Annotated in this window: 14 protein-coding genes; 6 read left to right on the top strand and 8 right to left on the bottom strand. The window is 47.9% G+C overall.

The window, feature by feature from the left end:
• Positions 1-708: 708 nt before the first annotated feature.
• From thiD to HMPREF9140_RS06835, 5 genes are read right to left on the bottom strand one after another with little or no spacing between them, the layout of a single operon-like run.
• A complete protein-coding gene (gene thiD, locus HMPREF9140_RS06855) occupies positions 709-1,857 on the bottom strand; it encodes a bifunctional hydroxymethylpyrimidine kinase/phosphomethylpyrimidine kinase (protein WP_006952911.1) in 1,149 nt (382 codons plus the stop codon).
• A complete protein-coding gene (locus HMPREF9140_RS06850) occupies positions 1,844-2,593 on the bottom strand; it encodes a tRNA threonylcarbamoyladenosine dehydratase (RefSeq protein WP_006952910.1) in 750 nt (249 codons plus the stop codon). The genes thiD and HMPREF9140_RS06850 overlap by 14 nt, the downstream gene beginning before the upstream one ends.
• Positions 2,594-3,454 (bottom strand): CvfB family protein, encoded by an 861-nt coding sequence (locus tag HMPREF9140_RS06845; RefSeq protein ID WP_006952909.1) that lies wholly within the window; start codon positions 3,452-3,454, stop codon positions 2,594-2,596.
• Positions 3,447-4,115, bottom strand: coding sequence for an ABC transporter ATP-binding protein (locus tag HMPREF9140_RS06840; protein WP_006952908.1), 669 nt, complete (start codon positions 4,113-4,115; stop codon positions 3,447-3,449). The genes HMPREF9140_RS06845 and HMPREF9140_RS06840 overlap by 8 nt, the downstream gene beginning before the upstream one ends.
• 3 nt (positions 4,116-4,118) lie before the next feature.
• Positions 4,119-6,239 carry a cation:proton antiporter gene (locus HMPREF9140_RS06835; protein WP_006952907.1) on the bottom strand — a complete coding sequence of 707 codons (2,121 nt, stop codon included), beginning with the start codon at positions 6,237-6,239 and terminating at the stop codon, positions 4,119-4,121.
• Positions 6,240-6,693: 454 nt separating this feature from the next.
• On the opposite strand from HMPREF9140_RS06835, the gene HMPREF9140_RS06830 reads away from it, so the two are divergent.
• The 4 genes from HMPREF9140_RS06830 to HMPREF9140_RS06815 all read left to right on the top strand — a co-directional run bounded on the left by HMPREF9140_RS06830 (position 6,694) and on the right by HMPREF9140_RS06815 (position 15,197).
• Positions 6,694-7,701 carry an aspartate-semialdehyde dehydrogenase gene (locus tag HMPREF9140_RS06830; RefSeq protein ID WP_006952906.1) on the top strand — a complete coding sequence of 336 codons (1,008 nt, stop codon included), beginning with the start codon at positions 6,694-6,696 and terminating at the stop codon, positions 7,699-7,701.
• A gap of 163 nt (positions 7,702-7,864) precedes the next feature.
• Positions 7,865-9,742 carry a T9SS type A sorting domain-containing protein gene (locus HMPREF9140_RS06825; RefSeq protein ID WP_006952905.1) on the top strand — a complete coding sequence of 626 codons (1,878 nt, stop codon included), beginning with the start codon at positions 7,865-7,867 and terminating at the stop codon, positions 9,740-9,742.
• 3 nt (positions 9,743-9,745) lie between these two features.
• The gene (locus HMPREF9140_RS06820) at positions 9,746-10,759 is read left to right on the top strand and encodes a thioredoxin family protein (RefSeq protein ID WP_006952904.1); all 1,014 of its coding nucleotides are present in this window, start codon (positions 9,746-9,748) and stop codon (positions 10,757-10,759) included.
• A 10-nt stretch (positions 10,760-10,769) separates the two neighbouring features.
• Positions 10,770-15,197, top strand: a complete 4,428-nt coding sequence (locus HMPREF9140_RS06815; protein WP_006952903.1) for a choice-of-anchor J domain-containing protein — start codon at positions 10,770-10,772, stop codon at positions 15,195-15,197.
• A gap of 752 nt (positions 15,198-15,949) precedes the next feature.
• Here the strand turns inward: HMPREF9140_RS06815 and HMPREF9140_RS06810 are convergent.
• Positions 15,950-16,654: an RNA methyltransferase gene (locus HMPREF9140_RS06810; protein ID WP_006952902.1), complete on the bottom strand. Its 705-nt coding sequence runs from the start codon at positions 16,652-16,654 to the stop codon at positions 15,950-15,952.
• Positions 16,655-16,722: 68 nt separating this feature from the next.
• On the opposite strand from HMPREF9140_RS06810, the gene tamL reads away from it, so the two are divergent.
• The gene (gene tamL / locus HMPREF9140_RS06805) at positions 16,723-18,975 is read left to right on the top strand and encodes a translocation and assembly module lipoprotein TamL (RefSeq protein ID WP_006952901.1); all 2,253 of its coding nucleotides are present in this window, start codon (positions 16,723-16,725) and stop codon (positions 18,973-18,975) included.
• Positions 18,976-19,223: 248 nt separating this feature from the next.
• Here tamL and HMPREF9140_RS06800 read toward each other — a convergent pair whose 3' ends face one another.
• Positions 19,224-20,249 (bottom strand): iron ABC transporter permease, encoded by a 1,026-nt coding sequence (locus HMPREF9140_RS06800; protein ID WP_006952900.1) that lies wholly within the window; start codon positions 20,247-20,249, stop codon positions 19,224-19,226.
• The gene (locus HMPREF9140_RS06795) at positions 20,246-21,358 is read right to left on the bottom strand and encodes an ABC transporter substrate-binding protein (protein ID WP_006952899.1); all 1,113 of its coding nucleotides are present in this window, start codon (positions 21,356-21,358) and stop codon (positions 20,246-20,248) included. Before HMPREF9140_RS06795 ends, HMPREF9140_RS06800 begins: the two co-directional genes overlap by 4 nt.
• A gap of 145 nt (positions 21,359-21,503) precedes the next feature.
• Here HMPREF9140_RS06795 and HMPREF9140_RS06790 point away from each other — a divergent pair, with 145 nt between their 5' ends.
• Positions 21,504-22,970 (top strand): SLC13 family permease, encoded by a 1,467-nt coding sequence (locus HMPREF9140_RS06790; protein ID WP_006952898.1) that lies wholly within the window; start codon positions 21,504-21,506, stop codon positions 22,968-22,970.
• Positions 22,971-23,347: the final 377 nt, after the last annotated feature.

The raw sequence follows: 23,347 nt of genomic DNA, 5'->3' as shown, positions 1-23,347 counted from the left end.
ATTACTCCCGTATTCCCTTCTATTTACATTAGGGAGTTGTATCATAGACATACTGGAGAAATTGAATTATCATCGTGATGACACAAATTTATCATCACGATGAAACGTTTGTATCATCATGATGAAACTAATTTTTCATCGTGATGATAATTCAATTTCTCGGTTAAGAAAACAATGAGAGTACGTATATAAATAGAAGGGAATATGGGAGTAATCGCCGTTTAATACGGTAGTAATCGCATCGCGGTTAGTCGCCGATTGTCGTTTAAGTTAATCGCTGATTGCCATTTAAGCTAGACGACTGTTGCCATCTCGTCGAGCCGACAGAACCCCGAAGGGGTGGCAAGACCACAGACAGGCGGTGGAGCGACAGCGGAACCCCTGTAATCATGCCCGGACCACGTTAACCCCGAAGGGGTGACGGACGCCCATTTATTGCCCCCGTCGTCTCCCTGCGGTCATGTGTTGTGCGGTCTGATTACGTTCCGTCGCCCCATTGCTTTCCGCTTCGCACAGCGAACTTAGTTTCGGATCTCTCCGCTTGAGGTTGACTATTGTGCAGGGGTTCCGCCCTATCGGGCTCCACTGCCTACCTGTAGTCCGGTCGCCCCTCCGGAATTATTGGGGCGACAGGACAGCGAATCTCCCTTGGAGTTAGAAGTTTGCCGCGGTGTTGCAAACAAGAAATGGGTCTTGTAAAGATATTGTTTAGCGTTGTATGCGAAAGTCGGTGGGAGTGCAAGAGCGCATCTTGCGAAAAAATTTATTGAACTGTGCTTGCGAGGAGAAGCCGAAATCGAAGGCAATCTCTTGGATATTTTTCGAGGTGCCTAGGAGTTGTGCCTCGATTTCATTGATTATGTAGTCGTCGATGAGTTGCTTGGGAGTGCGACCGGCAACGCGGTGGGTGACTTGTGCCAGATAGCGGGGCGAAACGTTCAGTTGGGAAGCATAGAAACTCACATCGGCAGTTCGATGGTGGTTCATGGCTATTTCGTTCATAAAGTGATTGTAGAGTTCTAGCAAACGGGGCGAGATAATTGGTTGCGGATTCGGGTCGGCATGATTGAGTAGCTGCGTGCCTCGTCTAGAGTGTGAGTCGATGGAGCGAAGGATAAGCTGGTTCATGTATTCCTGTGCTCGCTCGACGGCTTCTTCTGTTCGGAGACCTTTACTTAGAAATACGGCTACGGCCGAGGAGAATGCACCGCCCACGCCATGCGTATTTCGATCGATGAATCCAGGTCGGGTAAAGAAATGCGGCTCTCCTGTTGAGCTTTCAATCAGCAGGTCGGTGAGCGATTCGGTTGCTATGGCACCGCCCTGCAGCAACACAGCATGCGGTCCCCATTCGAGCAGCGCACGCACGGTTTGTTCCATGTCTTCATTGCTTCGGGCGGGGGTGCCGCCAACGAGATGCGAGGCACTGTCTTGCTTGATAACAACGACGGTGCTTAGTTTAAATAATCGGCCGAGCATCGCTTCGGCAACTTCGCGTTCCATGAGTCGATTACCTCGGCTACTTATCACAACCGGGTCGATTACGACATAGTTTGGTTGATGGGTTTTTAGGATGCGCTCAACTACTTCTACTTGCTCAGAACTTCGAAGCATTCCCACTTTTATAGCGTCTGGGCGAAGGTCGTTTATCACTACTTGTATTTGCTGCTCGAGCACGTCGGCTGATAGGTCGTGCAACTGCTGTATGCCTTCGCGATTTTGAGCCGTTACGGTTGTTATGGCTGTTGCAGCGTAGGCGCCGAGAGCGGTTATGGTTTTTATGTCGGCTTGTATTCCCGAGCCACCCATGCTGTCGGAGCCGGTTATGCTTAAAATGGTCGGATTATTCTTGTTCATGTTTCTCTTCGGGTTGAATACGCATTGTTCCTGCCCGCCGGATAATGTCTTTCACCACTTCGCCTCCGACAATAAGCCCAGCGGTAGCAGGAACCCAGGCATTGGATGCCGGAACATCTTCGGTTTGAACGCCGGGCTGGTGGATACTTTCGAGAGGTTCTTCAGGACTGTAGACCACCTTGACGTATTTGATTCCAGTTTTGCGGAGCTTTTTTCGCAGCACTTTTGCAAGTGGGTCGTTGATGGTTTTGAAGAGATTTGTTACGCAGAATTGTGTCGCATCGAGCTTATGCCCGGCTCCCATGCACGAGATTAGGGGCACGTCTAGTTCATGACATCGCTGGATGAGGTCGAGCTTTGCTTTTACCGTGTCGATGCAATCGATAACATAGTCGTAGGTCGTAAAGTCGAATCTATTGGCCTGCTCGGGCAGATAGAACGTTTGGTGTTTGCGCACTATGCATAGCGGGTTTATGTCGTTGATGCGTGCTTCGGCCACATCTACTTTAGGCTTGCCCACGGTTGAGGTTGTGGCAATGAGCTGTCGGTTTATGTTAGTTATACAAACGCGGTCATCGTCGATGATATCGATGGCTCCCACGCCGCTTCGTGCGAGCACTTCGACAGCGTATCCGCCCACACCACCTACGCCGAACACGGCTACTCTACTCTCTGCGAGTGTCTGAAGAGCCGGGTATCCGAGCAAAAGTTGAGTCCTTGAGAATGGGCTTGTCATTTAGGGCAATAGTTTTATGGCGAGCGATTCGATGGCTATGAGACGACGTTTGTAGAGGTCGCCGATAGCACGCTTGTACACCTTTTTCGACACTTGGAAGCGACGTTTTATGTCTTCGGCTTCGCTTTTATCGCCAAGGTCGCAATAGCCATCATGCTCCTTAAGATATTGCAACAACTGGTGGGCGAAATCTTCGGCATATCGCTGTCCGGTTGGTTGGAGGGTGCAGTCTATCTTGCCGTCGGGACGTAGGGTTGAGATATATCCTTTTGTACGATCGCCGGTTCGGATAGGGCGAAACACCTGGTCGGCATAGATGAGGCCGGGATAGCTGTTGTCGATGATAACCTTGAAGCCGAGGTCGGTTTTCTGCCATACTAGCAAGTCGACTTCCTGTCCTGGGCGATATTCCGGCTTGGCGAGATCGAAGAATCTTTCAACCTTAGCCGATGCTACTAGGCGATAGCTCTCCTCGTCGATATGCACGTGCACAATGTAGGAATTACCCACTTCCATGCGCTGTTTCTGTTCGCGGAATGGGCAAAACAAATCTTTCATGACTCCCCAGCTAAGGAATGCACCGTGCTCGTTAACCCAAGCACACTTCAGGAAAGCGAAGCTGTCTACTTCGGCTAGTGGCGTTTCGGTGGTGGCGATGGGGCGCTCATCTTGGTCGAGATATACGAAGACGCGCACTTCGTCGCCTATTTCGATGCCGTTAGCGACATATTTCTGCGGCATGAGAATTTCGCCATCAACTCCTCCGTCGAGATACAGTCCGAATACCTCGCCATTGCCTTCGCGCAGTGCTGTTTTGAGCACGGTAAGCGTATTGTAGGCGCCCAGTTTCAATCTATTCATTGCAGTTTGTTTCTATGATTTGTCCGTCGCGCAGATAAATGGTGCGGTCGGTGAGCGATGCAAGACTTTCATCGTGGGTTACGATGACGAACGTTTGTCCGAATCTGTCGCGCAGTTCGAAGAACAGTTTGTGCAGCTCGTCTTTATTCTTTGAATCAAGGCTACCTGATGGTTCGTCGGCCAGAATCACAGCCGGATTATTCATCAATGCTCGCGCTACGGCCACACGTTGTTTCTCTCCGCCGGAAAGTTCGTTGGGTTTATGGGTAGAACGGTCTGCCAGACCCATAAAATCGAGCAGTTCTTCGGCTCGACGATGTGCTTCGCCAGTTTTCTTTCCACCGATGAAGGCCGGAATCATAATATTCTCCATTGCTGTAAACTCCGGCAACAGTTGGTGAAACTGGAACACGAATCCCAGGTGGTTATTGCGGAAGTCGCTTAGCTTGCTGGTTGAGAGGTTACCCACATTTATGCCGTTTACGACTATACTGCCGCTGTCGGGGTGGTCGAGCGTTCCGATGATTTGCAGCAGGGTTGTTTTGCCGGCGCCCGACGGCCCGACGATGCTCACAACCTCGCCGCGTTCGATGTGCAGGTCTATACCTTTCAATACTTGTAGTGAGCCGAAGCTCTTGGTTATGCCTTTTATGTCTATCATATACTATCTGATTTTATTCTGAATCCATTTTCGACAGGTCTCGTATGCGCTGTTCTCTTCGGTATGTTGCGGTTGTGTAAAGGTGATGCTGTCCATGCGGTCTCCATATTGGTCGGGGAAGATTATCATGATTGTTTTGCTTTTGAAATGCTTACTAACCTCGTCGGGCAGCCGTTCCATTGCATTCTTATAAGATATGGTGCTTTTGCGGGCTGTGACTATTACTAGCAGATGGTCTTCATTTACTTTTCCGGCTAGTTCGGGCAATTCGTTCCAGTGCATCATCGGTTCGTATTCGGCTCTCACGGCGGGATGGTTCTGGCCAAGATAAATTTCGATTAGTCGAAGTGATTCGTTTCGACCGTGGAAAACAATTCGGCATTCCATGTTGGCCGACATACGTGCCAAACGTTCTAGCCAGCGATAGAATCCGGGCTCGTATTCGGCTCTCGACGGAACTACAACTTGTACGCGACGGATAGTATTGAGTGGTTGGATTATTCGGGCAATGATTATCTGACAGCTTAAGCCGTTATATAAACTTTGCGTGAACTCGCCCCAAAAGCCTTTGTTGTTTTGTTTGTGCGAGTGCAGACCCATGATGATCTCGGAGGCCTGAAGTTCTTTGAAAGCGTGCCTGATGCCGTTGGCGATGTTGGTGTCTATCCTGATTTGTGTTGCCATTGGAACGTCTATCGCACTGGCTTCTTGTTGTAGGTGTTCTAATAGTCGGCGACCTTCTTCGCGGTTGCGATCGGCATTTGTATCGTCGTAGACTACATTCAGTGCGGCTAATTCGCGTCGTAGTTTCGGATTACGCATCATTGTTGCAAGCGATATTAGATTCTCGGCGTATTCGGGATATTTAACTGGGATGAGAATCTTCTCGTCGTTCTTTGGCCGTGTCATTTCGGGTTCTTCCATATTTTCTAGTCGAAGTTGACGTGCGGCATGCTCAGTAACTAGGGTGGAAATAATGCAAGCAAAGAGGATCATAATGACTACGCAGTTCAGAATCTCGTCGTTGAACAGGAATGTTCCTTTGCCTGTTGGTAAACTTCGCCCAACCATTACGATTGCTATTGCGCCGGCAGCATGAGCCGATGTGAGTCCGAACATCATAGTGCCTATTTTCACGGAGAGCTTGAATATCCACGCCGAAAAATAGGCGGCTACAGCTTTGCCTGCTGTGCCGAAAAATGTTATGCACGCAACTATCCAAAGGATGGCCGGACTTTTGATGAGTAGTCGTATATCGATGAGCATTCCTACGCCAATTAGGAAATAAGGAATGAAAAGTGCGTTGCCGGTGAATTCGATTCGGCTCATCAGTGGCGACACTTTTGGGATGAATCTGTTAAGAACCAGTCCGGAAAAGAATGCTCCGAAGATTCCCTCGAGTCCGACGGCATCCGACATCGCCGCCGAGAGGAACATCACGGCTAGTGTGAAGATGAATTGCATAACTGAGTCGGAATATTTCCGGAGGAACCAATGTGCTAACCGTGGGATGGCGAAAATCAATCCAGCACAAAACGCTGTGAGTTTAACTGTAAACAGCAACCAGAAACTCCAGCCTGCACCACCGTTGAAGCTGTTCACAACGGCTGCCATGACCAGCAGAGCTAGGAAGAGCGATACCATTGACCCGCCTACGCTCAACGTTGAGCTTACGTGCCGGGTGAGTCCATATCGTCCTACAATAGGATAAGCAACCAGCGTGTTCGATGCCATCAGGCACCCTATTAGCAGCGACGCCATGGGCGAATAGCCTAACAGCCAAACGCAACTGCCGGTTGTGAGAATGAGTGGAGTGAAAAAGGTGAGTAGCCCGAACGCCGTCACTCTACTACGGTTGCGCTTGAGCCCTTCCATGTCCATCTCTAATCCGGCGAGAAACATTATGTAGTATAGTCCTACACTGCCAAAGAGTTCGAACGACGCATCTCGCTCGAGAATATTCAGTCCATACTGTCCCAATACGATTCCTGCCAGCACCATTCCGATGATGTGCGGGATACGCAGTCGGCCCATCACTATCGGCGAAAAGAGAATCACCAACAGCACTACGAAAAAAATTAATGTGGGGTCGGAAACAGGAAGATATTGGGAAAAATATGACATCTGGTACTCTTAAAAAGAACTGTTGCAAAGTTACACAAACTAACCATAGTTATAGATAATCGAGTTGTTTGCACCGCGATGACCGACTGGAATTCTTTATCCCAATTTACCGGTGTGTATCTTACCTCGAACCCGAAAATAATTTATGAGTGAGGGTATAAACGCGTCGGTCGCAGTCGAAAAATAATTTATGGAGAGGTAAACTATCGGCGTAACCCAAAATAATTTATGAAATGACCAGACCGACCGTCGTGGTCGAAAAATAAATTATTACGGGATAAAATCATCTGTGCGGCCCGTAATAAATTATTCTGAGGTAGAAAAGTTAGTGTGAGTATTGTACACGTGGCGTTCATCAGGCAAACAATTATAGGATAATCAGGCCAGGAGGCTTTTTTGTAAATTTGCAACCACTCATCTCGCAAACACATAAACATCAAAACAAATAATAAATATGACAGTTGCAATTGTAGGCGCTAGCGGCGCCGTTGGACAGGAACTAATGCGCATTCTCGAACAAAGAAAATTCCCCGTAGAAAAACTCCTTTTGTTCGGTTCAGAGCGCTCGGCCGGCAAAAAATACCTCTTCAAAGGAAAACCTCACACCGTGAAACTGCTCGCCGACAACGACGACTTCCGAGACGTTGACATCGCATTCGCCAGTGCCGGCGGTTCAACTTCTGCCCGATTCGCAGAAACCATCACACGCCATGGCACGATAATGATTGACAATTCCAGTCAGTTCAGAATGGATCCCGATGTACCACTCGTTGTTCCCGAAATCAATGCCGACGATGCCCTCCAATGTCCCCGCCGAATCATTGCCAACCCCAACTGCACAACCATTATGCTTGTTGTAGCTCTTCACCCCATTGAACAGTTAAGCCACATCACTCGAGTTCGTGTGAGCTCCTACCAAAGTGCATCGGGAGCCGGAGCCGCCGCAATGGAAGAACTCGAACAACAATATCGCGAACTACTTAACGACGGCAAAGTGAAAACCATCTCGAAATTCCCCCATCAGCTGGCTTATAACGTGATTCCGCAAATAGACGTAATGACCCCAAACGATTACACCAAGGAAGAAATGAAAATGTTTCTCGAAACGCAGAAAATTATGCACTCCAATATCAGCGTAAGTGCCACTTGCGTTCGTGTTTCGTCGCTTAGAAGTCACTCCGAAGCTGTTTGGATTGAAACCGAACACCCCCTATCTGTCGACACAATCCGTAAAGCCATGAAAGATGCACCAGGCGTGAAACTCGTAGACGACCCACAAAACTATGTCTACCCCATGCCCCTTGAAAGTGCCGGGCACGATGACATATACGTAGGCCGAATCCGCCGCGACCTATCCTCCGAAAACGGCATAACCCTGTGGCTCACGGGCGACCAAATTCGTAAAGGCGCAGCCCTCAACGCCGTCCAGATAGGCGAGCACATCGTTAGGTCGAAAAACTAATCCAAGAATTTATTCTCACTAACAACACTCTCTTCAGGGCTATCTCTACCTCGAGATAGCCCTGACTTTTATACATCGATTAGAGTAACTTGACAGGACGAGGAATTTATCTATCTTTGCCAGTGGTTCATATTAACCTAATCATTTAAATAATTTGAAGCTTATGAAGAATCTTATTCTATCGTTTCGGAAGAAACAAGTAATCAACTCAGCTTTGTGCACAATTCTCATTGGAGCAAGTCTGGCAATAAGCCAACTATGTTACGCACAAGCAAATCAGGCCGACAAAATCTGCCTTACCTACTCACCACATCTTCAAAATGTCCAAGAAAGCAGCGGAGCCGGATTCCGAGCCGGCGGAATATATGCTCCATGCATTATGCTCAAACCAGAACAAGGACTGGTCGGATGTCAAATAACCGAAATCAATCCGTGTCTCACTTATGCCGAAAAAACAACCAAACGCTCCGGGAAAGTATTCATCAAAGACCCCGTAACGCGAACCTCACTCTATGAACAGGATTGCGAACTTCAATTCGGATATAACCCGATTCAGCTCACAACACCCTACACAGTAGGTACAACAGAAGTACTCATTGGCTATGAAGTAGAAGCACAACCCGGAGAATACATCCTAGGAGTAGGTCCGCGCACATCGCGCAACGAAGAAGGCTGCTGGATCATCTACCAAAACAAACTACAAAACTGCGCCGGCTATTCAAGCATGAGTAACTGGGCTATAGACGTGTGGTTGTTGCCAAACGGGCAGAATAAATCCACCAATCTGGTTATGCGTAGCTTAACTCCAGAACTGCCATACGTTGCCAGAAACAAAAAAGCCAAGGCACTCGCAATAGTGCACAATCTGAGTACACAGGACATCAGTTCAGTGACCTGCAAAATTGGCGGAATAACCGAAAATACAATAGTGAAGCAGATCGATACAGATATCAAGAAAGGACAGATGGATACACTCATGATAGACGCCCAGATTGTGAAGAGCGGTAAGCTTGAAGTATCACTGTCCAAAGTCAATAATAACGACAAAGAAGGGGCGAGTAACAATACTTGCGGATTCCTCTACTACGGCAAGCAAAATATGCCCAAACGGCAACATCTGATAGAACGATGGGTAGCACAATGGGCACCATTTACTTCTCGACTGGATTCAGAAATAGAAGACGTGAAAGAGTTCTTCGATGGTACCGATTTCAAGTTCAATCTATGCGAATTGCATGTTGACGACGATTTCAGTACTGACGAATCCGAAACATTCCGCGCCAATTCTTATAACAACATATCAATTGGTAAAACTCCCGTACCGCGCATATCGCTCAACCGAATTCCCTACGACGACGAAACGGTAACCTGCTCTTGCCTCGGAAAATCCAATGAACGACTGGAGAATTTGGAGAATGGAACTTACTCGTTCTATAACTTCAACCTCACCCTCACACCGACAGACGATCCGAAGAAACTCAAGGCCAAAGTAGACATAACTGAACTCGAAAAACTCGAGTTCGACGATGTAGTTCTGACGCTTTCATTGCTCGAAGATTCTGTCTTAGCGACCAAACAAACCCAGGCGCCATCGAATCCCTACTATTATAACAATCTGTTTGTGAAAACAATCAATACCACGCAAGGTACGCCATTGGAATTCGTGAACGGTCAGTTCAGCCGTACATACGACGTGGAGATAGGCGAAATTCGCTCCGGTAACATAAACAATTTCAAGGTACTCGCAACCATCGGACGCCGCCCCGATTTCAAATCACCCGCATCCGAAAAGATGATCTTAGATTCGCGCGTAGCAGCCTATCCTGTAGCTAGTGCCATTGCTAAAGCAGAGACATCTTCGGCAGTCAACCTTACTGTGACCAATGGAAAGATAAACGTAGTAGGCATATACGACCATCTTTCGATATACACCGCCTCCGGACAGGCTGTTGATTCCATACGGTCGCTAGCACCCGGAATCTACATCGTGAAGATAACTCGAGGCAAGGAAGTGACTACCTACAAAGTCAACGTGAAATAACAAATGAAAAGGATATACCTTTTTTCATTCCTAACCATACTTAGTCTGGCGCTCTGTGCCCAGACTAAGCGGGTTGTGGAAGAAGAATTTACCGGGACGCATTGTGGTTGGTGCGTGCGCGGAATAGCAGGCATCGAAGCAAGTAAACAGAAATATGGTGACCGGCTAATTGTCATCGCAGTGCACGGTGACGTTTATGACCCGACTCCGATGAGCGAGCTCTCCGAAAAAGCGGGATACGACGCCATCCTCTCGTCCATACAAGGTTTTCCAGCATGTAAAATCGACCGTCAGGCTGGAGTTCTCGACCCATATTTCGGCCGAGCTTCGTCTGGATATCACATTACGGAAGAGATAGACGAGCAACTATCAAAGACTCCACCGGCCGATCTTACCGCAACCGCCTCCTGGAAGGATGCCAACTTTACAGAGATTGAGGTGAAGACAAACGTAAACTTCTATCAGTCGGGAGGAAACTACAGGCTGATCTATGTTCTCACAGCCGACAGTCTCAAAGGAAAAGGCAGCGCGTGGTATCAGCTGAACTACTACTATAATATGGACGACGACCCGGAGATTAAAAATGACCCGAATCTAGCACCATATACTAAGGAGTCGAAATACATCAAGAATATGAGCTATAACTATGTGCCCATTGATAGTAAAGGCGTCTTCAAAGGTTTGGAAGGTTCGCTGCCCGAAACAATTACAGCCGGCAGCAGCTATGAACACAGTGTTGACATGCGCGTGCGTACTGACATCTTTTCCAATATTCGTAAGGAATATCTGCATGCTGTAGTTATGCTTTTTAATAGGCAAACAAGCCAAATTGACAATGCAATACAGATAGATGTTCCGCCTCCATATGTAACAGAAATCAACACAACTAGCAATCAGACACCGATGGTTACAGCCTACTATACTCTCGACGGACGTCGCATCTCGCATCCACAGCGAGGTCTCAACATTCTCCGCTTCAGCGACGGCAGCACTCGGAAAGTAATAGTCACAGAATAAATCTGAAATCATGAAAACAAAATCTACTTTATTTCTGGGCAGTATGTTAGCACTAATGCTATCGCTGCCCATTGCGGCACAGGTTAATTTGCCCGCAATACCATTTGATAAATCGGATAAGAAAGTTTCTCTGAAATTCTCAACGGCTCACAAAATTGATGTTGACAAACGGTTTCCTATGCTTAGAGCGAAAATGCCTGCCGTGAATGATAACAATCGTTTTGTTGGTGCGAATGCGAACATTCCTAATATACTAACAGTGAATCCAGGACAGACAATCTGGGGAAATGTGATAACTGATAATTTGCTGGGTATGTATTCGTTTTATCCCGTGCAGACCATTGACTTTACAGAACTCACGCCCTATAAGAAAGGTATCTTCAATGGCGGATGCGGTTTGATAGATGATGAATTGCATGGTATTTATCTTGACGATATGTTTGCCGTCTACGGCGTACTGAGCATATTCCACTATGCTTTTAACACCGATACCTGGGAACTGACGGTTCAACCTGTTCAAACAAACGACCGAAGTATAATAGCAATTGAAACAGCTACCGACCCCAAAACAGGCGAGGTGTTCGGAGAATTCTATTCGGCAGACCTGAAATCGCTGGAATGGGGTGTTGTGAACTATAAAACAATGACACGTACAACCATTTCGAAAGCCGAGCACAGCTATCTTGCAATTGGAATAACAAACGATGGGCGAGCTTTCGGAGTAGCCGACGACGGTAATCTTTATCAGATAGATCGCATCACGGGAACCGAAACTCTGAAGGGAAACACTGGTGTGAATGTGAAAGACGAGAAAGGGAACCATTTCTATCAAAGCGGAGAGATAGACCCCAACACGAATGAATTCTATTGGGCTGCAAAAACTGCTGATGGTGAATGTACGCTATACACTGTAGACTTGAACGATGGGCATGTAAATCTTGTTGGTTCTATGGGGCAGGCGACCGTTGTGGGAATGACAATCCCGATGCCTAAAGCTGCAGCCACAGCACCGAATATTGCCACCAATTTGCAGGCAGAATTCGCCGGACCAGCCACATCGGGTACCATCTCGTTTAAGGCCCCCGATAAGCAGTTCGACGGGACGCCTCTCACCGGTACACTTTCCTATCAGGTTACTTCAAACAGCAAACAAGTAGCTTCTGGTAATGTCGCTCCGGGTGCAATTGTGCAAACAACCATACAGGTCGACGAAGGAATGAATCATTTCATAGTCACAACCTCTAACGCTTCCGGAAAAAGTCCAAAGGCAAAGTTCAGCAAGTATGTGGGCTATGATGTCCCATCGGCGGTGGGCTATATCGGTTTGAATATCGACGCCACAGGCAAGGCAACCGTTACGTGGGAGGAACCCAAGCTTGGACTCCATCAGGCTTATATCGGTCAGCTAACCTATGATATCTATCGGTTTGGCAGCACAGACACAATCAGAGTAGCTTCGGGAATTACCAGTTCAACTTTCAGTGAAACTCTTCCTAAAACCACTCGAACTAGCTATGCTTATGGTGTGCGGGCTATAAACACTACCCAACGCGGTCCGATGGCAAGGAGTGAATATGAAGTTACGGGCGATGTATTCGGAGTTCCGTTCTTCGACGATTTTGGAAACAAGAACGATGCGCTAACCTACACTATTATAGATGCGAATAACGACGGATTCACTTGGAAATGGACAGACACGCAGGAAAAGGGAAAGGCTTTTCGCTACTCCTACAGCCGACGGAATAATGGCGACGACTGGCTCATAAGTCCACCCATAAAATTGGAAGGCGGCAAGACCTACAATGTGGGTTTCGTGGCTAGTAATGCCGAAGCGCAATACAAAGAAAAGCTCGAAGTGAAAATGGGTAATGCACCCACTGTCGAAGCCATGACTACGGACGTTATGTCGGTAACCGAGATAACTACTCCAGAATATAAAGAGTTCGAGAAACAGATAACTCCTACAGCCGACGGCGACTATTACATAGGCTTTCATGCAGTTTCGGAAGCGAAAAAATATTTCATTTATCTTGGTTCAATAAGTATCGAACCTGTTTCTTCGAACGAAGCACCTGCTACAGTTGCCAATCTGAAAGCCACGGCCAATCCCACAGGTGCTCTGAAAGCAGCCGTGAGTTTCAAAGCTCCCGAGAAGACAATCAGTGGGAAGCCTATTAATAGAATAGAAAAGATAGAATTGCGTAACGGAGCCCGAATTATTAAAACGATAGCCAGTCCTGCTCCTGGAGCCGAGTTCAGTTTTATAGACGATAAACCCACTCATGGAATGAACACCTACACGGCAATAGCCTATAACGAGCATGGCAACGGAGCCAAAGCCATGACCAGAATATATGTGGGTGAAGATATCCCGGCCGAACCTGTGGTTAGAGTCATAGACCAGGGTACATCCGTCAAGCTGACCTGGGAGCCGGTAAAAGGAGTTCATGGCGGTGTTGTCGACGCCTCGAAAGTGAGCTACGAAATATTCGATGTTAGCGAGGATGGCAGCCTGGGCGACCAGATTGCGACCGTAAATAATGGCGCTACAGAATACACCGTGGAAGGAATAAACACATCCAGCGGACTGCAATACTACAGATTCTGGGCCATCAGCGCTAACTATCGTGAGCAAAGCAGCGAGCTAGTCACAGCCAGTTCAATTATAGGGGCGTCCTACGACCTGCCTTTCCACAATAGCTTTAAGAACTCTACATTCGAGGGGCAACTGTTCCGCATTGACAGCCCGAACGACAAGGTTATTTGGCGGCTCACAAACCAGCCTGCGGTCGATAACGACGGCGGTTCACTCGTATTTAAACCTCGTGCAGAAGGAACATCGACCCTTACGACGGGAAAAATAAACATGAAAGGTGCAGCAGCTCCAAAGCTATTCTTCAGCTACAAGGCAGGTCAAACTCCGGTCAGACTGGAAATGTTCTTCAAGTTGAAAGATGGAACAATAACGGCTCCCGTTTGGTCGAATAATTTCGCAAATCAATCCGGTACAGGCAAGTGGGTAAATCAAGCTATAAACCTTCCGCTCTCCCTCGCTGCCGAAGACTATGCTATTCTGAAGATAAAGGCCTTTGCCGACGGCTCATCCGAGGAGACAGTCTATTTGGATAATATCAGCATCACAGACCCACTTCAACGCGATGCAGCCATGGAATTATCGGCTCCGGAGAGCGTAAAGAAAGGACAAACCGTGAAGCTCAAACTTAAAGTGAGTAACCAGGGACTTGACAAGATTGAAAATGCAGCCGTGACTGTCAGGCTGAACGACAAAATCATTCACCAGGCGACCATAGAGCAGGGCCTTAAAATGCTCGATGAAACAGAGATTCCCGTGACCTATGCCACGACCATTCTCGACCCCTCAGGCAAGCACGTCATCAAGGCCGAATTAACCGTGCCTGGCGATTTGAACAACGATAATAACACAGCCGCGGCGAACATATCCTTGGAGAAAGCCAACGTGCCTCCGGCAACCGACCTTAAGAGTAATGGCGACAATAGAAATTCCGTTGAGCTATCGTGGAAAGAACCCGAATCGATTCCGGAAACCATAACCGATAACTTTGAAAGCTATGAAGCATGGCAAACCGATTTTGGGAAATGGACAACCATCGACGTCGACAGCGGTTATGCCATACAGCTAAGTATGCATACGAAATATCCGCGCCAGGGCGAACAGTTTGCATTTATGAATTGGAAACCCGACGACGTTTTCAGAAACTCCAACGAATTAACCCCGCACTCCGGAGAGAAAGCCGCAGTAGCAATCTATCAGCAAGACAAAAATGAAAAGCCGATAGCGTCAGATAACTGGCTAATCAGTCAGCTACTTTCCGGAAAAGAGCAAACCGTGAGATTCTGGGTGAACAATGTCCGAGGAAATCAAAAAACAGCTGAAATATTCGATGTGCTCCTCTCGCAGACCGACAATAAACCGGCCAGCTTCAGAAAGATAGGCGACACCTATACACAAGATGATGGAGAATGGACCGAAATAACTGTCAAACTGCCCGCCGGCACACGCTATTTTGCCATACATCACATATCGACGGCCGACCAGGCATTTGTGTTCATGATAGATGATGTTACGTTCGAAGCCTCCAACGGTCCGGCGGCATATAACATCTATCGTGACGACGCTCTGCTTGCAAATACCATCCAAACATACTTTACCGATAACCACCTGCAGCCCGGAACTACCCACAACTACAAGGTAACGGCAGTATATCCTGACGGATCAGAATCGGAACCGATAAGTGCAAGTGTAACGACCTCTATTCGCGATGTAATCCACAATGCCGACAATCACCACGATGTTTATACAACCGGTGGAATAAAGATGCACAAGAAGCTGCGCAACTTGAAATCTCTTCCTAAAGGCATTTACATTGTGAGTGGGAAAACCATAGTGGTTAACTAGAATATAAGGGACTATTCGTTTTATTTACTCAACAGCTCAATCGCCCAATGCGATTGAGCTGTTTTTTATACCCGTATCCGGTCATCTTTTCACCCAGGGAACGGAAATACGACCGTATTTGAATTGTTCAACCGCCCTGGAGAATTGAATTTCGTTCGTCGCGCCTCACTCCGTGCCAACTCGGGCTGCAGGCCCGCATGTAGGGACAGGCCTCGTGTCTGTCCGCCCCCCCCTTACGACAAGGACGGCATAATATCCGCCCCCGATAGGCCGAAAATATATCATGCTGTCGGTAGACCGAGGGGGCGATGGTGTCGGACAGACACGGGATCTGTCCCTACATGCTGTCGTTCCGTCCGAGTTGGCATAAAATAATAATCCGCGGCCCGCCCGCATTTTAATCCTCCCACATTCTGTTTTCTCCCCACATTACCGGACACAAGCAGTACTGCTCACAGCACGAAAACATAATGATAAAAGGAGAAAAAAACGGAGCCCACTTGCTTCAAACAGCGAGCGGACTCCTTTACCAAATCAACAAAAACTAAATTTCAATTTACCAATCTTTGTTACCTAAAAACTAAACCTTCGAATTTGTGATGCGTTAGAGCGCATGTATAATCCTTCTCTTAAAAATAATAACTTATGAAAACTAAAAAAATTATGTCGCAAAGTTATCGTCAGCCAATTGCAATTGATAGACGTGCAACTGTTTTTCAATATTTCACGACTGGAAAACGTTTGCATGAAGATTAGGTTGTACGGCGTCTGAATTCGGCGCAAACAATCGCTGTAGCAACCGCAACGTTGAGCGATTCTGCCGTCGGACCATATTTAGCGAAAGGAGGAATGACGAGTCTATGGGTTAGAAGTCGACGTATGGAGGGCGATATGCCATTGCCTTCGTTTCCCATTACAATTATACCTCGGTCGGCCAGGGATTTTTCGTCGTAGAGGCTGGTGCCGTCGAGTACAGTGCCATATACGGGAGTGTCGGTAGAGATGGATGTCAACTCACTTTCGAGGTTGGCATATATAATCGCAACACGGGCTATGCTGCCCATCGTTGCCTGAACAACTTTCGGATTCCAGCAGTCGGCCGTATCGATAGAGCAGATTATGTTTCGGATGCCGAACCAATCGGCTATGCGTATGATTGTGCCGAGGTTTCCAGGGTCTTGCACGCCGTCGAGGGCAATCGTGAGAGTTTGTCCCAGTGGCGTTTCGCTTTCGGGTTGAACCTTCTGTTTGAAAACGCCGATAACTCCCTGCGGATGTTGCAAGAGCGATGCTTGGCACACTTCATCGGGATTGTCGATGAGGAATTCGAGTTCGAATCCTCCGGCGATAAGTTCGTCGACAATCTTCGGTCCTTCAGCCAAGAAGAGGCCCGAGCGCTCTCTACCTTTTTTGGTTGCTAAGGCCTTGATGAGCTTGAGTTTGTTCTTCGATATCATGGGACGCAAAATTAAGGAGATAGCGGCAATTTGCTACCTTTGCTCTGAATTTCTACAGACCCGCTCGCATGTCGCCCAAATTGCATACACGTTTATTTCTTTTCTTTCTTGTACTGCTGATTGTTGCAGCTTGTTCGCCCGACAAGTTCATCCCCGAAAACCAATATCTATTGGAGAAAGTGCGTGTGCAGTCGGACGCCAAGCATTTCGACGCTGCGCAGATGGCACAATATGTACGCCAGAAAGGTAATGCACGATGGTTTTCGCTCTTCAGGATTCCGCTAAGTACCTATTCCATGGCCGGAACCGACACGACCAAATGGATTAACCGAACGCTACGTAAAGTTGGCGAGGCACCCGTGATATACGACACTCTGCAAGCCCGACTTTCGTGCGAAGACCTGCGGATGGCTATGAATAACATGGGCTACATGAACTCTCAAGTAATGCTCAACACGAAGATTCGAGGTAAACGGCTCACAGCTATCTATACGTTGCATCCGGGCGAACCGTTTACCATTTCAAACTTTGAATACGATATTCAGGATTCGGCCATCGCTCGGATATTGGCCAGCTCACTGCACACTGATTCGGCACCACGACGCTTCATCGTGTCGGATCTAGATGCCGAACGGAAACGAATAACCGGTATTCTGAATGATTCGGGATATTATCGCTTCAACAAAGACTTTATCTTCTACACGGCAGACTCCATCCGTGGGTCGCGCGACATTTCCGTGACACTTCACCTAAAGAAATACACCGAACATAGCGATGCAGAGCCCACACCTCATCCGCGCTACATCATCAACGAGGTGCGAATAGTAGACACCAATCCCTCCAAACCGTTGCTGCGACCAAACATCTTGCGCGACAATATTCTCATCGAGCCGCAAACATATTTCTCGGCCTCGAACATGAAGAATACTTACAACAACATGGCCCGGCTCAGTGCGGTGAGATACACCGACATCAAATTCCGCGAACAACCCAAAATCGATAGTCTCGTCATAGGTCGAATGTTCAAATATCGCGAGTCGGCACTGCGCTATCTTGAGGCCGACATACAGATAATTCCCAATGCACCGAACACCATTTCTTTCCAGCCCGAAGGAACCAATACTGCTGGAAACCTCGGAGCGGCGGCTGTGCTTACATACCAAAACCGAAATCTTTTTCATGGGAGCGAGCTACTTAGTATTCAGCTTCGTGCGGCATTCGAAGCCATAACCGGGTTGGAAGGCTACGACAACCGAAACTTCGAGGAATACAGTTTACAAACCGGTCTAACCTTTCCTCGTTTGCTATCACCATTCCTTACGAAAAACTTCCGACGGCGAAGTAAAGCCGTATCCGAAGCAACCGTGAGCTGGGCTATGCAGAACCGACCGGAATTTCACCGCCGAATGTTCTCTGCAGCGTGGAAATATCGCTGGAACACGTCGACCCAGAAGACAGCCTACAACTTCAACGTGCTCGACGTTAGCTATGTTTACATGCCATGGATTAGCCAAACATTCAAGCGCGACTATCTAGACAACGCCTCGAGTAGAAATGCAATTCTGCGATATAACTACGAAGACCTGCTAATCATGAAGTCGAGCCTTGGCTTAACCTACATCACTCCGCGCCTTGCCCTGCGTACGCAAATAGAATCGGCCGGCAGTATTCTCAGTTCGCTCAATACTGTTCTACGATTTCCAGTCAACGCCCAGCGTCAACGTATGCTGTTCAACATTGCCTACGCACAATATCTCAAGTTTGATTTTAATATTACGCGGCTCATCCCGCTCGACCAGCGAAACACTCTAGCTCTGCATGCGGCTCTCGGTATTTCATGGCCCTACGGCAATAGCACCATCCTGCCATTCGAGAAAAGATATATCGCCGGCGGAGCCAACTCTGTGCGCGGATGGAGTGTGCGCGAACTTGGCCCGGGAAGATTCAAAGGAACCGACGGGCGAATTGACTTCATCAATCAAACGGGCGACCTGAAACTCGACCTCAATGCCGAACTACGTACTCGCCTCTTTTGGAAACTCGACGCAGCAGCCTTCGTTGATGCCGGTAATATATGGACTCTCCGAAATTATGCTGACCAGCCAGGCGGACAGTTCAACTTCGGCCGTTTCTATCGCGAGCTAGCAATGTCATATGGGCTAGGAATCAGGTTAAACCTGAACTATTTTATCATTCGCCTCGACGGTGCGCAGCGTATAATAAATCCTGCCTACGATTCATCTTTTGAACATTTCCCAATCATCAATCCACACTTCAAGCGCGACTTCCGTTTTCATTTTGCCGTCGGGCTTCCGTTCTAACCCAATCCATAAATTAGCTTTCAGGAGTCCTCGACCTTTCCTTATAGGAGTCCTCGACCTTTCCTTATAGGAGTCCTCGACCTTTCCTTATAGGAGTCCTTGACCTTTCCTTATAGGAGTCCTCGACCTTTCCTTATAGGAGTCCTTGACCTTTCCTTATAGGAGTCCTCGACCTTTCCCAATAGGAGTCCTCAACCTTTCCTATAAGGAGCCCTTGACAAGTCGCTTAAGAGCTTTTGGCGAGACGTTCAGCTGTTGGATTTTGCCCCCAACTTGAGGAGTACGTAGATGATTACAGGGGCGCCGAGAAGAGGAGTTATCGAGTTAATGGGCAATATGCCGGCGATTCCCGGAAAGGTGCAAAGCAGATTGCAAAGAAGAGTTACCGCAGAACCGCTAAGCAAGGTGCCTGGAAGAAGAAGACGATGATTGTCGGTAGCGAAGATGAGTCGAGCTATGTGGGGCACGGCAAGACCAATGAAAGAAATTGGACCGCAAAAGGCGGTTACAATAGCAGTTAATAATCCTGTTACAATCAGAAGAATATTTCGGGTTCGACGTGTGTTTATGCCTAGACTTTCGGCATAATTTACGCCCAGAAGCATGGCGTTGAGAGGCTTCACAAGGACAAAACTGCCGAGCAACGAAAGGAGAATCGTTGCCGAGAAGAGGGGTAGATGGGTAAGAGATAAACCGCCAAAGTTGCCCATCCCCCAGAGTACATATCGTCGCACTCCATCTTCGGTTGCAAAAAAGTTGAGCAGTGACACGGCCGACGAAGCAACATAACCCACCATCAACCCGATGATGAGCAGCAGAACATTGCTACGCACAAGCGTGGAGAGAAACAAAATGAGCGCCGACACACCAATTGCACCAGCAAAAGCGGCTAGCAAAATAGCCATGAAACCAGTCGCTGTGAAGAGCATTGCCGACATGCTGCCGCCGGTGGCGAACATAACAATGGCCACGCCGAGCGAGGCTCCGGAATTGATTCCAAACACGTCGGGCCCGGCAAGCGGATTGCGGAAAGCTGTTTGCAGAAGGAGACCACTTGCGGCTAGCGCACTACCCGATAGCAATGCAGCGAGAGTTTGTGGCAGTCGACTTTCAAGTATGATGAATCGCCAGCTTTCTTTTCCACCGAACTGCCCGGTGAGGATTCTGAAAACATCGGATGCAGGAATATCCACCGAACCTGCGAGCAGGTTGAATACCGCGAGCAAGATTATAATTATGGCGAGAAAAATGAAAAGTACGGTACTCTTCTTCATGGTTGCAATCGGCGATAATAGCGTAGTGGCGATAGTTTTAGTTCCGGATGGAAGAGCTGAACGAGGTCTTCGAGTAGCCAATCGGGCCGCCAGCTTACTTGTTCGAAATAGGGTGTTTGGTCGACTTTACACCCGTAGATTTCACCGGTTCGGAAGGCCTTTAACGCAGAATAGCCAGAGTATTCGGCGAGCAATGTGCGGCGATTCATCTGGCCAGTGTAACTAAGAATCCAGAAATCGGCCTGCCCCATCTTTTCGAGCACGGTTTCGAATGGCATGGGCAGACTTCCGCTGTGCCGGTCGGTAGCAAAGGCATATTGTCCACAGGCATCGGCATAGAGTCGTCCCACGCTGCTTCGTCCACCGGGAACATACCATACGGCCGACATCTTCCTATCGGGCAACACCGAACGGCTTTGTCTGGCGGTGGCGGCGAGTTTTTTCAGTCGAGCATATCGCTTTTCAACAACCTCGAAGAGCGAATCGGCGCGTTGTTCACATCCGAAGAGCATCGCATAGAACTTCATCCATTCGGCACGTCCGAGCGCAGATGTTTCCATATAATCGGCGCACTCGATGAGTGGAATACCCAGTTGGTCGAGCTTCCCATGTCCTCCACTGTTTTCAAAGGGCGAAAGCAACAGAGCGTCGGGTTTAAGGTCGATAATCCGCTCGATGTCGGGTGCCATGGCATCGCCGCAATCAACTATCAATCTATTTGCAATTCGCTTTTTCACATCGGGAATGAGCATATATTTCGCATCGGCCACGCCTGCTATTGTGTTCCCGCAACCAAGCATCTGCATAAGGTTAGCATGGGCCGTGGTGAAAACAACCGCACGCCGAATGGGAGTTTTTATGACTATGCCGTCAGTCGGAACGTTGGTCTTGCTTTCTTCGGGAACCAGATAGTAGGTTTGCAGCTGTTCGCCCGGTCTCCACGGGTTCTTCAGTACAGCTTTAACAACATCGCCCTGTCGTTCGATACTGATGTTTTCGGCATGTTTCAGAGCTATTGTGTCGGCGTTTGAATCATGCTGTACGCGCCGACCCGCGCAGGCAGAGAGGATAACAATTAATAAAAGATGAAAAAGCGACAGTTTGTACATAGATGTCTAAAAATATTCGCGCAAATGTACTTAAAAACGACCGCGTGCCTGCTGGGCCCGAATTATTTTAGCTACTTTCGCCAACGGCTCTTCACCCCCGCCACCCAACTAATCAATTCATTTCATTAACTGTTTTTTTTATACCATGGCAAAAGAAAAATCAAAGTTTCTTTCCCACCACACCGAGATGAAAAAGGTGTGGCAGTTTGTGGCCATCTTTATCGTGACGGCTATTGTGTGGAATCTTCCAACGAGTGTTTTCGGCATCGATGGGCTCACGATAGTGCAACAACGCATCATCGCCATCTTCGTGTTTGCAATGCTGGCCTGGCTCACGGAATGCGTACCTGCGTGGGCCACATCGTTAGTAATTATGGCCGGAATGTGTGTAACCGTTTCGCAAAATTCGTTTGGATTCTTTAAGTATGATGGGGTAGGGAAGCTCCTCGATTCGAAAGAAATTATGGCGTCGTTTGCCGATCCAATAATTATGCTCTTCTTGGCGGGATTCATTCTTGCTATAGCGGCTTCGAAATCGGGTCTCGACACTCTGCTTGCTCGCTTACTTCTGAAACCGTTCGGGCACAAAAGCGAGAATGTTCTGTTGGGTTTTCTGCTCATCACGGGCCTATTCTCAATGTTCATTTCGAACACCGCCACGGCCGCACTGATGCTAACCTTTCTTACGCCTGTGTTTGCAGCCCTACCAGCTACTGGAAAGGGTAGGATTGCCCTTACGCTCTCCATCCCGATTGCCGCCAATCTGGGCGGAATGGGGACGCCTATCGGAACGCCACCTAACCTGATAGCATTGAAATATCTCAACGACCCGGCCGGTTTAAACATGAATATCGACTTCATGCACTGGATGATGTTTATGACTCCGCTGGTGATTATTCTGCTTGTCATTTCGTGGCGTATTATCCTGCGCTTTTTCCCATTCACACAGAAAACTATTCATCTCAAAATAGAAGGTGAAATCCATAAAGGATGGCGCATGTGGGTAGTTATTGCAACATTCATCATCACCATTTTACTTTGGATTATCCCGAAAAGCATCACTGGAATAGACACCAATACCGTGGCGATGATTCCGATGGGAATATTCGCTCTCACGGGAGTTATCACGTCGAAAGACCTGCAGAAAATAAATTGGAGTGTCATCTGGATGGTTGCCGGTGGTTTTGCAATAGGTCTTGGAATGAACGCCTCGGGGTTAGCCGACGCCGCCATTGAGAGCATCCCATTTGGCAATTGGAGTCCGATAATTATTCTCATCATCTCGGGAGCCATCTGCTACTTCCTTTCCAACTTCATTTCGAACACTGCTACGGCTGCACTGTTAGTTCCAATTCTCTCGGTGGTTTGCCGTGGAATGGGCGACAAGTTGAGTGTAATTGGCGGAACGAGCACCGTTCTCATCGGAATAGCCATAGCCGCATCGACTGCCATGTGCTTGCCAATCTCGACTCCGCCCAACGCGATAGCCTATTCCACCGGTCTGGTTCATCACGACGACATGCTCAAAGTGGGTCTCACCTGCGGAATCGCATCCCTCGTTCTTGGCTATTTATTGCTGTTCTTCATCGGAGAATTTCATCTTTTGGGATAATCTACTCCCACGTGCAGTAATATCATCATAATATTTTAGGTGAAGGATAACAATCCCTATTCACCATACAAATCCCGAGGAATTTCTATGCCGGATGCCCCCTCTTGCATAGAAATTCCTCGGTTGTTTTTTGCTTGGCTTATATAGCTGGGCTCTTGTTCTAAATCAAGAAAGCAACCTCAACTTTTGTGAAAAAGAATTGATTAATATACCTTTGCCACCGTGAAACAGTTAGCAACATATTTCATCGCTCCAGCGACGCAGAGAAGTTTTGATTTCTCTGTGATTTTTTTCGTCCAATAATTTGGTGGGTTCGGAAAAAGTGCTAACACACACACACACACACACACACACACACACACACACACACACACACA

It is taken from the genome of Prevotella micans F0438 (assembly GCF_000243035.1).
GTDB classification, from domain to species: domain Bacteria; phylum Bacteroidota; class Bacteroidia; order Bacteroidales; family Bacteroidaceae; genus Prevotella; species Prevotella micans.
This window is presented reverse-complemented; position numbering and strand designations above follow the sequence as displayed.